This is a genomic window from Mycobacterium sp., from assembly GCF_035623875.1.
Classification (GTDB): domain Bacteria; phylum Actinomycetota; class Actinomycetes; order Mycobacteriales; family Mycobacteriaceae; genus Mycobacterium.
In genome coordinates this window covers 15,541-28,812 of the sequence record NZ_DASPSP010000010.1, presented here as the reverse complement: position 1 = coordinate 28,812, position 13,272 = coordinate 15,541, and the positions used below count along the sequence as shown (strand labels likewise).

Sequence of the window (13,272 nt, the reverse complement as noted above, 5' to 3'; positions counted from 1 at the left end):
CGGCGCAGAACAACGCGCGATCGAAGTCGTTGTCCGCATTGCCGGAGCGCGCGGCCTCGATGTCGGCGTCGGTCAGGCCGACTTCCTTGCCCATGTCGACGTGATGCGTCCACTCGTAGGTGCAGCCGCGACGGTGCGCGACCCGCAGGATGACCTGCTCGCGGATCCGCGGTGGCAGCGTCGACCCATACAGCAGGTACGTGCTGAATCGCAGATAGGCGCGGGTCAGCTTCGGATGACGCACCAGGGTGGACAGCAAGGTGCCGGCGTCGTCCGGGTTCTGGCGCTCTTCCGGCAGCATGACCGATACCGCGTGCCGGGCAGCGTCGTCCCACTGATCCGCCGGCAACGGCGACAGACGCATACGGCCTCCTCAGTTACGAGAATCATATTCTCATATTTGACCAATAGGTTTCCACGAACTCGCGGATTGGTCAATGTTTTGTACTCGACCTGCGGAAACGTCATCCTCAGGTGCGGGCTGTGCTGCTGCGGAGACCTTGACCCCAACCATGGTCGGGGTAGCGTGAAGATGTTGATTCTCGCGATCTGAGAAGATAATTTTCATACTCGAGAGAACGGGCCGCCGAACGACCCCCGACGGAGAGGAACGGCCAGTGAACAAAGACGACATGATTTTGATCAGCGTCGACGACCACACCGTCGAGCCACCGGACATGTTCAAGAACCACCTGTCGAAGAAGTACGCCGATGACGCGCCGCGTTTGGTGCACAACGCGGACGGCTCGGACACCTGGCAGTTCCGCGACACCGTGATCCCCAACGTCGCGCTCAACGCGGTGGCCGGACGCCCGAAAGAGGAGTACGGGCTGGAACCGCAGGGCCTGGACGAGATTCGGCCGGGCTGCTACAACGTCGACGAGCGGATCAAGGACATGAACGCCGGAGGCATCCTGGCCTCGATCTGTTTCCCGTCGTTCCCCGGGTTCGCCGGGCGCCTGTTCGCCACCGAGGATCCAGAGTTCTCGGTGGCGTTGGTGCAGGCCTACAACGACTGGCACATCGACGAGTGGTGTGGTGCCTACCCGGCACGGTTCATCCCGATGGCGATACCCGTGATCTGGGATGCCGAAGAGTGCGCCAAAGAGGTGCGGCGGGTGGCCAAGAAGGGCGTGCACGCACTGACGTTCACCGAGAACCCCGCGGCGATGGGCTATCCGAGTTTCCACAACGAATACTGGAACCCGCTGTGGAAAGCGTTGTGCGACACCAACACCGTGATGAACGTGCACATCGGGTCCTCAGGCAGGCTGGCGATCACAGCACCCGATGCACCGATGGACGTGATGATCACCCTGCAGCCGATGAACATCGTGCAGGCTGCCGCGGATCTGTTGTGGTCGCGGCCGATCAAGGAATACCCGGATCTCAAGATCGCACTATCCGAGGGCGGTACCGGCTGGATCCCCTACTTCCTCGAGCGCGCCGACCGGACCTACGAGATGCACTCCACCTGGACGCACCAGAACTTCGGCGGCAAGCTGCCCAGCGAAGTCTTCCGCGAGCACTTCCTCACCTGCTTCATCAGCGACAAGGTGGGTGTGGCGTTGCGCAACATGATCGGCATCGACAACATCTGCTGGGAAGCCGACTATCCGCACAGCGACTCGATGTGGCCGGGCGCGCCCGAGGAGCTGTGGGAGGTCTTGTCCGTCAACAATGTGCCGGACGACGAGATCAATAAGATGGCCTACCAGAACGCCATGCGTTGGTACTCCTTCGACCCGTTCAGCCACATCACTCACGCGCAGGCATCCGTGGGTGCGCTGCGCAAGTCCGCTGAGGGCCACGACGTTTCGATCCGGGCGCTGAGCCACCACAAGGACACCAGGTCGGGTTCGTCGTTCGCGGACTTCGCCGCCAACGCGAAAGAGCTGACCGGCAACAAGGACTGACGCGCCACCGGAATGCACGCGCGCCGGTGGCGGTCGCAAGCGCGGCGAAGCCGGGCGCAGCGGGCTGACACCGAAAGCCGGTGCCTGAACTGATCGAAGGAGATTTACCAGTGCCCGGCGGTGGGATGAACTTCGAGCTGACCGACGACCAAGTGCTGATCCGCAAGTCGGTCGCTGAGCTGGCGTCGAAGTTCGATGACCACTACTGGATGGAAAAAGATCAGGCGCACGAGTTTCCGCACGAGTTCTATCAGGCGATCGCCGGCGGCGGCTGGCTGGGTATGACGATCCCAGAGCAGTACGGCGGTCACGGCCTCGGCATTACCGAAGCCACGCTGCTGGCGGAAGAAGTGGCCAGATCGGGCGGTGGAATGAACGCCGCTAGCTCCATTCACCTGTCGATCTTCGGCATGCACCCCGTGGTGGTGCACGGCTCCGATGAGCTCAAGGCGCGCACGCTGCCGCGCGTCGCGACGGGAGAACTGCACGTGTGCTTCGGGGTCACCGAACCCGGTGCGGGCCTGGACACTTCGCGCATCACGACGTTCGCCAAGCGCAACGGTGACCACTACGTCGTCAACGGCCGAAAGGTATGGATTTCCAAGGCGCTCGAGTCGCAGAAGATTCTCCTCCTGACCAGAACCCGGCCGTATGACGAGGTCACCAAGAAGACCGATGGGCTGACGCTGTTCCTCACCGACCTGGACCGTAGCCGGGTGGAAGTTCGGCCGATCCGCAAGATGGGCCGCAACGCCGTCAGCTCCAACGAGTTGTTCATCGACGACCTGCACATCCCGGTCGAAGATCGAGTTGGTGAGGAAGGCAAGGGCTTTCAATACATCCTCGACGGCCTCAACCCGGAACGGATGCTGATCGCCGCCGAAGCGCTGGGTATCGGCCGGGTCGCCCTGGAGAAGGCGGTGAAGTACGGCAACGAACGCCATGTCTTCGACCGGCCGATCGGGATGAACCAGGGCATTCAGTTCCCGCTGGCCGATTCGCTTGCCCGGCTGGACGCCGCCGAATTGATGCTGCGCAAAGCCACCTGGCTCTATGACAACGGCAAACCGTGCGGACGCGAGGCCAACACCGCGAAATACCTCTGCGCCGACGCCGGTTTCACCGCCGCCGACCGGGCACTGCAAACGCATGGCGGCATGGGCTATTCCGAGGAGTACCACGTGTCCCGGTACTTCCGGGAAGCCCGCCTGATGAAGATTGCGCCGGTCAGTCAGGAGATGATCCTGAACTTCCTCGGGTCGCATGTGCTGAAACTGCCGAGGAGTTACTGATGACCAACTCCCTGTTCGACCTGGCCGGACGATCGGCGTTGGTCACCGGATCCGGTAGTGGGATCGGAGCGGCCGTCGCCCAGGCGTTGGCCACCGCCGGCGCAGCGGTACTCGTCAGCGACGTGGACGCTGACGCTGCTTCGGCGGTCGCCCAACGCATTTGCTCGGGCGGCGGCAAGGCTGAAGGTGTCGCGCTGGATGTGCGAGACCGTGCGGCCGCAGACGCTGCGGCGGCACAGGCCGCCGGGCTCACCGAGGGTGTGCTGCACATCCTGGTCAACAACGCCGGGGTGACGGCGCCGGCGATGTTCGCCGACCTCACCGACGAAAGCTTTCAGCGGGTGCTCGACATCCATCTGATGGGAGCCGTTCACTGCGCTCAGGCCGCGCTGAAGCTTATGCCCACCGATGGCACCGGCCGCATCATCAACGTGGTCTCGTCAGCGGGGATCACGGGCACGCTCGGCCAGGTGAACTACTCGGCGGCCAAGGCCAGTATCATCGGGTTCACGAAATCGTTGGCCCGTGAGATGGCGCGCAACAACATCCTGGTCAACGCGCTCGCTCCGCTTGCGGCGACCCGGATGACGGAGACCATTCGGACCAACGAGAAATTCGCGGCCAACATGATGGCCCGGATTCCGTTGAAGCGCTGGGCCGAACCGGAGGAGGTCGCGGGTGCGTTCGTCTTTCTCGCCTCCGACGCCGCCTCCTACATCACCGGTCAGGTGTTGCCGGTGGACGGCGGCATGGTGATGTGATGACGGCAACCGGGGGGCCGCTGGCGGGAATCACCGTGGTGGCCTTGGAGCAGGCGGTCTCCGCTCCGATGTGCACACGGGTGCTCGCCGACTTCGGTGCACGCGTCATCAAAGTGGAAAACCCCAACGGGGGAGACTTCGCCCGGCACTACGACGACGTCGTCAACGGGCTTGCCGCGCACTTCGTTTGGGCCAACCGCGGCAAGGAGTCGGTCACGCTCAACCTGAAAGCCGCAGCCGGACTTGCCGTTCTGGATCAGCTTCTCGACCGGGCCGATGTACTGGTTTCCAACCTCGCCCCAGGATCCACTGCCAGGCTGGGCATCGCGCCGACGGATCTGGCGGAAAGCCACCCGGACGTGATCGCGGTCGAAATCGACGGGTACGGCCCTGGCGGACCGCTTTCGCACAAACGTGCCTACGACCTACTCGCGCAAGCGGAATCCGGTGCATGCGCTGTCACCGGCCATCCCGGCGCGCCGGCCAAGCCCGGGCCTCCGATGGCGGACATCAGCACCGGGCTGTATTCGGCACTGTCGATTTTGGCTCTGCTGTATTCACGCGACGCCGGGTCGGCCCCCGGCGGCCGCGGCACCACTGTCGCGGTGAGTTTGTTCGACACCATGACCGATCTGATGGGCTACCCGCTCACCTTCGCCCAGCATTCCGGTATCGACCAGCAGCCATTGGGAATGAGTTCGCCTGCGGTGGCGCCGTATGGCGCCTACCATACCGCCGACGGCCAGACCGTCGTGCTGGGCACGACGAACGATAATGAATGGCAACGGCTTTCGCGCCAAATCCTGAAGCGCGACGACCTTGCCGACGACCCGAGGTTTGCCAACAACGCCGGTCGCTGCGCGCACCGGGACATCCTGGACGAGGCCGTCGGCGCCTGGTGCGCAGCGCACGACTTGGAACATGTGCAGAAGACCGCGGACGCCGCGGGGATCGGCAATGCGCGGTACAACCTGCCCAGCGAGGTTCTGGTGCACCCGCAACTGACGGCCCGGGACCGGTGGCGGCAGGTCGACACGCCGGCCGGCCCGATTCCGGCTTTGCTACCGCCTCCGGTGATCGCCGGCTATCAGCCGGCCATGGGCGCGGTGCCCGGGCTCGGGCAGCATACCGATGCGGTGCTCTCCGAGCTCGGCATGTCGCAGAACGAGATTGACGCTTTGCGGGTGCAAGGCGCTATCGGGCCGGCCTACCCCTGATGTCCCGCGCCGGCGACGATGCAGAGCGAAGCGATGAGGTGGGGGCACCTCCCGCTAGCGGGGGCGAGCGGCGCTGATGGGCGAGGAATCCGTGCTGCTGTGCAGTGACCGCAACGGTGTGCGGACGCTGACGCTGAACCGACCGCATTGGAAGAACGCGATAAACCGTGACTTGTGGATCGCACTGGCCGACGCGCTGACCGCCGCCGGCAAAGAACGCGGGGTGCGCGCGGTGGTGATCACCGGTGCCGGCGGTGCGTTTTGTTCCGGTGCCGACATCTCGACGCCGGACGACAGCCATCCCGTCCACAAGTTGCAACGGCTGACCGACGTGGCGCTGGCGCTGCACGAGCTGCCGAAGCCGACAATCGCCAAGGTGACCGGTGTGGCCGTCGGTGCCGGCTGGAATCTGGCGTTGGGCTGCGATCTGGTCGCGGCCACCCCGGAATCGACGTTCTCGCAGATCTTCGTCAAGCGTGGATTGTCGCTGGATCTGGGCGGCTCCTGGCTGCTGCCGAAAATCGTTGGCCTGCAACAGGCCAAGCGGCTGGCGCTGCTGGCCGAGACCATCGACGCCGCCGAGGCTCAGGCGCTGAACTTGGTCACCTGGGTGGTGTCCGCCAGGGAGATCGACAGTTTCGTCACCGACATCGCCGACCGGCTGGCGGCCGGCCCGACGATTGCACTGGCGCAAAGCAAGGCGTTGCTGAACGAGGGCGCCGACCGGACCTTACGTGATGCGCTGGCCAACGAAGCCCGCGCGCAGGGCGTCAATTTCGCCACCGACGATGCACGCGAGGCGTATGCCGCGTTCGCAGAGCGGCGAGAGCCGTCGTTTACTGGTCGGTGGGCGGTATCGAGATCGGAGCAGACAAATGCGTGAAACAGTCATCGTCGAAGCGGTGCGCACACCGGTCGGCAAGCGCAACGGCGGGCTGTCCGGCATGCACGCCGCCGACCTGTCGGGTCTCGTGCTCAACGAGCTGCTGCAGCGCACCGGCATCGGCCCGGAGATCATCGACGACGTCGTCTGGGGTTGCGTGTCGCAGGTCGGGGATCAGTCGAGCAATATCGGTCGCTACGCGGTGCTCGCCGCTGGCTGGCCCGAGACCATCCCGGGCACGACGATCAATCGGGCATGCGGTTCCAGCCAGCAGGCCCTCGACTTCGCGGTGCAGGCGGTGATGTCGGGCCAGCAGGACGTGGTCGTGGCCGGCGGTGTGGAGGTGATGAGCCGGGTGCCGCTGGGTTCGGCCAGGGCCACCGGAATGCCCTACGGACCCAAAGTGCTTGCCCGCTATGGCGATTTCTCCTTCAACCAAGGGCTATCCGCCGAGATGATCGCCAAGAAGTGGGGGTTTTCCCGTACCCGGCTCGATGAATACTCCGCGCTGTCCCACGAACGGGCTGCCGCGGCCCAGGACAACCGGGCCTTCGACGAGCAGATCGTCCCGGTTTTTATCGACGAGACCGCAGTCACCGCCGACGAGGGCGTCCGGCGGGGGACCACCGTCGAGAAACTTGCCGGGCTCAAGCCCGCCTTCGTCGACGACGGGGTCATTCACGCCGGCAACTCCTCGCAGATTTCCGATGGCGCGGCAGCGTTGTTGGTGATGACGTCGCAAACCGCGCTCGAGCTCGGATTGACGCCGCTGGTGCGGTACCGGGCCGGCGCGGTGACCGGAGCGGACCCGGTGCTGATGCTCACCGGTCCCATTCCTGCCACCGAGAAGGTGCTGACCAAGGCGGGTGTCTCGCTGGACGAGGTCGGTGTGTTCGAGGTCAACGAGGCGTTCGCCCCGGTGCCGCTCGCCTGGCTGGCCGAAACCGGCGCCGACCCGGACCGGGTCAATCCGCTGGGCGGCGCCATCGCGCTCGGTCACCCGCTCGGCGCGTCGGGCGCCGTCTTGATGACCCGGATGGCACATCATATGCGCGACAACGGTATTCGTTACGGATTGCAGACCATGTGTGAAGGCGGTGGCACAGCCAACGCCACGCTCGTGGAACTGGTTGCCTGACAGGGGAATTCATGCGTCGAGACCTGTTCGCCGAAGATCACGAGGCATTCCGGGAGCTGGCCCGCGAATTCGTGGAGAAAGCGACGCACCGCACTACGCCGAATGGGAGAAGGCCGGCAAGATGCCGCGAGAGGTCTTTGAAACGCTCGGCAGGCTCGGGATGATCGGCATGGCCATCCCGGGCAGTATGGCGGCTCCGGGTTCCCCGACTAAGTCAGTTGCAGCCGTGGTCTCCCATCTCGATCCACCAGACGGGAATTCGGACCTTGCGGCCCTCACGCAGAACGGGGCAGCGACCTCCCTTGATCAGCCACCACACCGTGCCCACGTCTACCTTAAGCGCCTGGGCCGTCTCGCCAATCGTGAAGGGGTCCGCGAACACCGACATCACGGTGTCGAACCGGTGGTCGGGCAACCGAACGGTCTGTACGTGGTGTAGGCGCTCAGCCATTTCGGCCAGTGATGCCAGCTTGTCCGCCTCGCAGTCGGGACAGAGCAACGATAGTTGCCCTCCGCGGGGCTCGATGCGTTCCGTCGGGTAACCGATAAGTGCCAGCCAGGGACGTTCGTCTGCGTCGATCTGCAGGCCGCATTGGCCGTTGCAGTACGGCACGGTACTGACCATGATTCCTTCCCAATGTCCGACATCCGCAGTCCGTCGCAGAAGTTCTAGCACTACTCATCCCAGTTTGGCGAAACCGACACGCCTGCCGCGCCTTTGTGACGCACTCAACACAGTTGGGGATACCCCACACCTGACACAAGTAAACGCCCAGCGCGTCCTTCTAACTGTGACGTAGCCAACACAGGCGTTGTCTCTGCACGGCCCAGCCGTTTCGTTTGTCCGCGTTCGGCGTCACATCCGGACCTCCCGGTGGCTGACCAGATCCACCCGAATCGACAACCCCGCCCGCAAACGACTAGCGATACTGCCAGGCCGCCACAAAATGCCCAATTTGCCACAACCACCATCCGCAGCAATGGGTCGGGCTGCAGTTTGCGCCGAGCCTTATAGCGCAAAAAGTGCCGAAGCGTTAAAAAAGCGGCGAAAAGTGATGAACACCACAGTCAATTTGTGCCATGATCATCTTGGGAAACTCGCGGGTCGGGACACGACCGCATGTCTCGGCCCTCATCGATAGGGCAGGAGGCAAGATGGTCGAAAAGTCATCGGGTTCGCCCAAACCGTTCCTGAACGTCGTCGACGACGTCGTGGAGCGCCCCTACACCGTGCAGCGGCTCGTCGAAAAACCAGTAGAGAAGGTTGTCGACAAACCGGTCACGATGGAGCGGGTGGTGGAGCGCTTGGTGGTCGACACCGTCGACAAGGTGGTCGACAAGCCGGCGACCGTCAGCCGCTTGGTCGAGAAACCGGTCGTGACGGTGGTCGACAACGTGGTGGACAAGCCGATTCAGGTCCGGCGTACGGTGGAACGACCCGTCGTCAGCGTGCATGACAACGTCGTAGCCAAACCGGTGACCATCGGACGGCTGGTCGAGAAGCCGGCGGTCAACATCGTCGACAACGTGAAAGACAAGCCGGTGGACATCCCGCGGCTGGTCGAGCATCCGGTGGTCAACATCGTCGACAACGTGAAAGACAAGCCGGTGGACATCCCGCGGCTGGTCGAGCGTCCGGTGGTCAACATCGTCGACAAGATCGCCGACCGGCCCGTCGACGTGCAGCGCCTGGTGGAGAAGTTGGTGGTGACGGTTGTCGACAACGTCCAAGAGCGCCCCGCCGAAGTCCAGCGCCTGGTAGAAAATCTGATCGTCAACATTCGCGACAACGTGGTGAACAAGCCCGTCACGGTGGAACGACTGATCGAGAAGCCGGTCGTCAACGTCGTGGACAAGGTCGTCGAGATACCAGTTGAGCGGATCGTTGAACGGGCCGTGGAGAAGCCCGTCGACAAGATCGTCGAACGCGTCGTCGAGAAGCCGGTCGAGAAGATCGTCGAGAAAGTGATCGAGATACCGGTCGAGAAGATCGTCTACAAGACCGTCGAGAAGCCGGTCGAGAAGGTCGTCGAGGTCGTGGTCGAGAAGCCGGTGGTCAAGGTCGTCGAGGTGCCTCGCGAGGTTGTCGTCGAGAAGATCGTCGAGAAACCGGTGGAGAAGGTTGTCGATCGTGTGGTCCAGCGCGTGGTCGAGAAGCCGAACGTGATCGAGAAGGTCATCGACAGGCCCGTCGACCGGGTCGTCGAGCGAACCGTCGAGAAGCCGAACGTGATCGAGAAGGTGATCGACAGGCCCGTCGACCGGGTCGTCGAGAAGGTCGTCGAGCGACCGAACATCGTCGAGAAGGTCATCGACAGGCCCGTCGACCGGGTCATCGAGCGAACCGTCGAGAAGCCCAACATCGTCGAGAAGGTCATCGACAAGCCCATCGACCATTCCGTGGAGAAGGTCGTCGAGCGACCGAAGATCGTCGAGAAGGTGGTCGAGCGGCCGGTCGAGCGAGTGCTTGAAAAGATGGTCCAGACACCGATTCTCGTGGAGAAGGTGATCGAGAAGGCGGTCAAGCACATCCAGGAGCGGATCGTCGAGAAGCCGGTCGAGACCGTGGTCGAGAAGATCGTCGAGAAGCCGGTGTACCGCGAGGTCGAGAAGATCGTCGAGAAGCCGGTCGAGAAGGTCGTCGAGGTCGTGGTGGAGAAGCCGGTCATCGTTCACAAGTTCGTGGAACGGCCGGTTGAGACTGTCGTCGAGAGCCAGGAATCGGTCAGGACGGTGACCCACGAGGCCACGGGCAAGGCCTCCGAGGTCAAGGCTAGGTTCCTGGAGAAGGGCGGCATCCGCGAGACCGAGTGGGTGGAACGCTCAACCGATCGGCACCCCGAAGACGACATCGCCGGTGATGAGTCGGCGGAGTTTCGCAGCGGACGTGTGGTCGAGCCCACGTACGAGCAGCGACCGCGACATGAGCGCGCGGACGACCGGGAGAAGCACCCACCGCGGTGACCTGCTGGGCGGTTCCCCGGCCATCCCGAGACCGGGGAACCGCCAGCCCAGCTGACTCCTCCTCTTGTTGTTCTTGTTGTTCTCGGACCAAGGAGTTTGTGGTGTCACCAACACGACAGCCCACCAGCACACCGACCCATCGACTGCGCCGCCGTTGCAGGCTTATCTGCACCGTTGGAGGCGTGGCTGTGTTGGGGATGGGCCTGCTCATGGGCTCCCCCATGGCTTCGGCGGATCCCTCCGCGGAGGCCATCGACGCGATCAATCACCGCTACGCCGATTTCGGCGGAGCTTCCGGGCTGCTGGGTACGCCGATCGGTGAGGCCGTCGACGTCCAGGGCGGCGCCCGGCAGGACTACAGCGGCGGCGCGATCTTCTACTCGCCGCAGACGGACGCCAAGGTGATGTACGGCAAGATTCTGGGGAAGTTCCGGTCCCTAGGAGGCCCAGACAGCGGCATCGGATTCCCGGTCAACAACGAGAGCGCCGTCGGTGACGACGTGGGCCGGTTCAACGACTTCTCCGGGCCCGGCGGTGCGGCAATCTATTGGACACCGGCGATGGGCGCCTCCGTGATCAAGGGCAGGTTGCTCGATGCCTGGCGCGCAAGTGGCGCCACCAGGGGCCCGTTCGGATATCCGAGCGCGGACATGACCGAGGTCAACGGGGTCAGCGTTGCTAAATTCGTCGGACCCCAGGGAACTGAGATTCGCTGGTCCGACAGTGCCGGCCTGGCGACGGTGCCGCCGGCACTCGCCGCGTCCATTCCGGGATTCAAGCCCGCAACGCCGACTGCAGAAGGGACCGCCGCCGTGCCCACCCCCAACGTCACTGTGAACCCACCTGCCGCCTATGCGCCGACGGCTAAGGGCTTCAAGTGGTGGCCTCTGGTGATCGGCCTCGGCATACCTGCTCTTCTGGCCGGCTTGCTGGCACTCGCCCGGCGCCGTTGGCGGGACAGGCGACACAGAGTGGGCGTCCCGACGGCATGGCCGCCGGAGGTGCGCAGACCGCAGATGCCAGCGCCACCCAGGGTCGTCGACACCGCTCGGGGTCCCAGGGTGAAAGCACCCGCATCGGCGGTGCCTAGAGTGAAGGTGCCAGGCGCTCCCCCGGTTCCGCCGAAGGTTCCGGTGGCCCCGAGAGCGCCCGAACGTCCGATGCTGACCGACGTAGACGGCGAGCCCGTCAAGGCACCGAACCGGCCTCGGCCCCCATCGATGCAGCCGTCCGGGCCACCGACGGTTGGTGCCACAACGCAGAAGTTCGCCGAAACGCCGGCTCCGCCGGAGGCTGCTCCGCCTCAGCCGCGTGTGCCGCCCCCACCAACGGTTGATCTGATTGAGGAGGGTGGCAAGACGCCGCCGCTCGTGGTGAACTACGATCCCGCTCACGGCATCGGTGGTGTCGAGGTCACATACGAGAACAATGCTGTCGGGGAGAACCAGCAGAGCCGCGAAGACAAGAGCTACAGCGCTGCTGGTCATCTGGGTCCCTGACCACCGGTTGTGCCGCCTAATTCTTGGGCGGTTTCGGTGTCTACCGCACCCCGCCGGCGGCCGCATCGGGGGGATCGGCCGCGGGTGAGGCGCCGGCGGGACTCCGCGGGGGGCGGGCGAGGATGTCTGCCGTCGCGGTCGTTATTGTGCCGGTCTTTCCAGGGGCGGCCGGGGGCGTTTCCGTTGTGCCGCAGCTGATTAAGGCTAACGGTGATGCCATTGCCGGGGACCGGTAACGGTAGCTACCGCAAAGGGAGTGCAAACTCATCGCCCTCGTGGTTCGCGGGATCGAAAGTCCCGCGCCGCTTAGACGGGTGTTGCATCGCCAAATCGCTCGGACAGTGACGGCGGTCGAAAAAACGGTTGCCCGAGACCCTTGTCACATCGGCTCAAACCAACCTACTGTGTCTTCACTAGGTTGGTTGGACGAAGGGGTCCGGTGCCTGACACACGGCCGTACGACACGCTGCTGGCCAAGGGCGAGGACCGCAAGCAGCGGATCCTGGCCGTTGCGCAGCGGCTGTTGACCCGCAACGGGTGGCGCAATACGACGCTGGCCCAGATCGCCGGCGAGGCCGGCGTCAGCCCCGCCGGCCTGCTGCATCACTTCGAATCCAAGGAACAGCTTTTGCACGCGGTGCTCGACGTCCGCGACGCCGATGACGAGGCGCACGCGGATCGGGCCGGCGATCTGATCTCGGAAATCGCCGCGGTCGCCGATCGGTTTTATCGGTCACCTGAGCTGGTGGGAACGTTCACCGTGCTGTTGGCGGAGAACATCGATCCCGACGCTCCGCTGCACGACCGCATCGTCGACAGATACCAGGGTGCAGTCGACATCGTCACCGAGCTCATCCGGCGAGGTCAGCAGGCCGGCCGGTATCGCATGGATATAGATGTCACGGTCAAGGCGGTGCAGATCCTTGCCTTCATCACCGGAATGGAGACCACATGGTTGCTCAATCCTTCGATACCGCTGACCGAGGTCTTCAAGGAGTACTCGGAGTCGTTGGCTCGGGACATGGCACCGCCGAGCTCGGCATGAGATACCGGCTCGATGTGGTCGCCGCGGACGTTGCCGATGTGGTGAAGTTCGCCGGTGGTTGGCTGTTCGACCGGGCGATGGCCGGATGGGATGTCACCGTGCTGGTCGCCGACCATCCTGACGAACGACCGCTGCAGATCCTCGGCGCTCAGATCGTCGATCTGGAATATGCACTGGCGACAGCAGGGCACCGGCCGCCTCCGCAGACCCTGGCGGCTGCGGCGGACCTTTTCGGCTGCGATTCTCGCGTGCGGCAGGGCGTCGTACAGGCGCTCGACCAGGGCGCCACCGAAGTCACCTTGTGGGGCGAGACGTGGCCCGCCGAGCTGGACGACAGCGTCGGCTTGGTCCAGCACCGGCTGAGCGCCGCGGCCCAGGCGTTCAAAGCGCAGGCCCTGGCGGCCGCTGCGATGCCGCGGGATTCGATCGGGCTGGTCGAGACGTTCCGCAGCCGGGTGATGGCCTTCCCGTCGGTCGAGGCCGACCTCATTCCGGCCAGCTGAGCCGCGACCCCGCGCTGCGTTGACGTCGCGGCATGCTCTGTGGAAATCTGATAC

At 64.4% G+C, this 13,272-nt stretch carries 13 protein-coding genes and 1 pseudogene; 11 read left to right on the top strand and 3 right to left on the bottom strand.

Annotated features, from left to right (window positions below; genetic code table 11):
- Positions 1-364: carboxymuconolactone decarboxylase family protein (locus VEI45_RS01120; RefSeq protein ID WP_324849283.1), on the bottom strand; the 364-nt coding region annotated here is incomplete at its 3' end.
- Positions 365-617: 253 nt separating this feature from the next.
- On the opposite strand from VEI45_RS01120, the gene VEI45_RS01115 reads away from it, so the two are divergent.
- The 7 genes and pseudogenes from VEI45_RS01115 to VEI45_RS01085 form a co-directional block, all read left to right on the top strand.
- On the top strand, positions 618-1,916 hold the full coding sequence (locus VEI45_RS01115) for an amidohydrolase family protein (RefSeq protein WP_324849281.1): 1,299 nt from the start codon (positions 618-620) through the stop codon (positions 1,914-1,916).
- A gap of 125 nt (positions 1,917-2,041) precedes the next feature.
- Positions 2,042-3,208 carry an acyl-CoA dehydrogenase family protein gene (locus tag VEI45_RS01110; RefSeq protein WP_324849286.1) on the top strand — a complete coding sequence of 389 codons (1,167 nt, stop codon included), beginning with the start codon at positions 2,042-2,044 and terminating at the stop codon, positions 3,206-3,208.
- Positions 3,208-3,969: an SDR family NAD(P)-dependent oxidoreductase gene (locus VEI45_RS01105; RefSeq protein WP_324849279.1), complete on the top strand. Its 762-nt coding sequence runs from the start codon at positions 3,208-3,210 to the stop codon at positions 3,967-3,969. Before VEI45_RS01110 ends, VEI45_RS01105 begins: the two co-directional genes overlap by 1 nt.
- Positions 3,969-5,186, top strand: a complete 1,218-nt coding sequence (locus tag VEI45_RS01100; RefSeq protein ID WP_324849277.1) for a CaiB/BaiF CoA-transferase family protein — start codon at positions 3,969-3,971, stop codon at positions 5,184-5,186. The genes VEI45_RS01105 and VEI45_RS01100 overlap by 1 nt, the downstream gene beginning before the upstream one ends.
- Before the next feature lie 76 nt (positions 5,187-5,262).
- Complete coding sequence (locus VEI45_RS01095) at positions 5,263-6,069, top strand: enoyl-CoA hydratase/isomerase family protein (RefSeq protein WP_324849275.1); 807 nt, start codon at positions 5,263-5,265, stop codon at positions 6,067-6,069.
- Positions 6,062-7,207, top strand: a complete 1,146-nt coding sequence (locus tag VEI45_RS01090) for a thiolase family protein (RefSeq protein WP_324849273.1) — start codon at positions 6,062-6,064, stop codon at positions 7,205-7,207. Before VEI45_RS01095 ends, VEI45_RS01090 begins: the two co-directional genes overlap by 8 nt.
- Before the next feature lie 11 nt (positions 7,208-7,218).
- Positions 7,219-7,417: pseudogene (locus tag VEI45_RS01085) on the top strand (acyl-CoA dehydrogenase family protein); the annotation flags it as partial.
- A 4-nt stretch (positions 7,418-7,421) separates the two neighbouring features.
- Here the strand turns inward: VEI45_RS01085 and VEI45_RS01080 are convergent.
- Both VEI45_RS01080 and VEI45_RS01075 read right to left on the bottom strand, forming a co-directional pair.
- Positions 7,422-7,832 (bottom strand): helix-turn-helix domain-containing protein, encoded by a 411-nt coding sequence (locus tag VEI45_RS01080; protein ID WP_324849271.1) that lies wholly within the window; start codon positions 7,830-7,832, stop codon positions 7,422-7,424.
- A gap of 542 nt (positions 7,833-8,374) precedes the next feature.
- Complete coding sequence (locus VEI45_RS01075) at positions 8,375-8,776, bottom strand: hypothetical protein (RefSeq protein ID WP_324849269.1); 402 nt, start codon at positions 8,774-8,776, stop codon at positions 8,375-8,377.
- On the opposite strand from VEI45_RS01075, the gene VEI45_RS01070 reads away from it, so the two are divergent.
- The 4 genes from VEI45_RS01070 (at position 8,750) to VEI45_RS01055 (ending at position 13,218) form a co-directional block, all read left to right on the top strand.
- Positions 8,750-10,171: a hypothetical protein gene (locus tag VEI45_RS01070; RefSeq protein WP_324849267.1), complete on the top strand. Its 1,422-nt coding sequence runs from the start codon at positions 8,750-8,752 to the stop codon at positions 10,169-10,171. The two genes, VEI45_RS01075 and VEI45_RS01070, sit on opposite strands and share 27 nt — an antisense overlap.
- A gap of 182 nt (positions 10,172-10,353) precedes the next feature.
- Positions 10,354-11,670 carry a hypothetical protein gene (locus tag VEI45_RS01065; RefSeq protein WP_324849265.1) on the top strand — a complete coding sequence of 439 codons (1,317 nt, stop codon included), beginning with the start codon at positions 10,354-10,356 and terminating at the stop codon, positions 11,668-11,670.
- Between the two features lie 439 nt (positions 11,671-12,109).
- Complete coding sequence (locus VEI45_RS01060) at positions 12,110-12,715, top strand: TetR/AcrR family transcriptional regulator (RefSeq protein WP_324849263.1); 606 nt, start codon at positions 12,110-12,112, stop codon at positions 12,713-12,715.
- Positions 12,712-13,218 carry a hypothetical protein gene (locus VEI45_RS01055; RefSeq protein ID WP_324849261.1) on the top strand — a complete coding sequence of 169 codons (507 nt, stop codon included), beginning with the start codon at positions 12,712-12,714 and terminating at the stop codon, positions 13,216-13,218. The genes VEI45_RS01060 and VEI45_RS01055 overlap by 4 nt, the downstream gene beginning before the upstream one ends.
- The last annotated feature ends 54 nt before the right edge of the window (positions 13,219-13,272 follow it).

Excerpts from the sequence above, each read along its gene's own strand:
- VEI45_RS01110 (WP_324849286.1), top strand. The coding sequence starts at position 2,042 with ATGAACTTCGAGCTGACCGACGACCAAGTGCTGATCCGCAAGTCGGTC.
- VEI45_RS01105 (WP_324849279.1), top strand. The coding sequence starts at position 3,208 with ATGACCAACTCCCTGTTCGACCTGGCCGGACGATCGGCGTTGGTCACC.
- VEI45_RS01100 (WP_324849277.1), top strand. The coding sequence starts at position 3,969 with ATGACGGCAACCGGGGGGCCGCTGGCGGGAATCACCGTGGTGGCCTTG.
- VEI45_RS01095 (WP_324849275.1), top strand. The coding sequence starts at position 5,263 with ATGGGCGAGGAATCCGTGCTGCTGTGCAGTGACCGCAACGGTGTGCGG.
- VEI45_RS01090 (WP_324849273.1), top strand. The coding sequence starts at position 6,062 with ATGCGTGAAACAGTCATCGTCGAAGCGGTGCGCACACCGGTCGGCAAG.
- VEI45_RS01080 (WP_324849271.1), bottom strand. The coding sequence starts at position 7,832 with ATGGTCAGTACCGTGCCGTACTGCAACGGCCAATGCGGCCTGCAGATC.
- VEI45_RS01075 (WP_324849269.1), bottom strand. The coding sequence starts at position 8,776 with ATGCTCGACCAGCCGCGGGATGTCCACCGGCTTGTCTTTCACGTTGTC.
- VEI45_RS01055 (WP_324849261.1), top strand. The coding sequence starts at position 12,712 with ATGAGATACCGGCTCGATGTGGTCGCCGCGGACGTTGCCGATGTGGTG.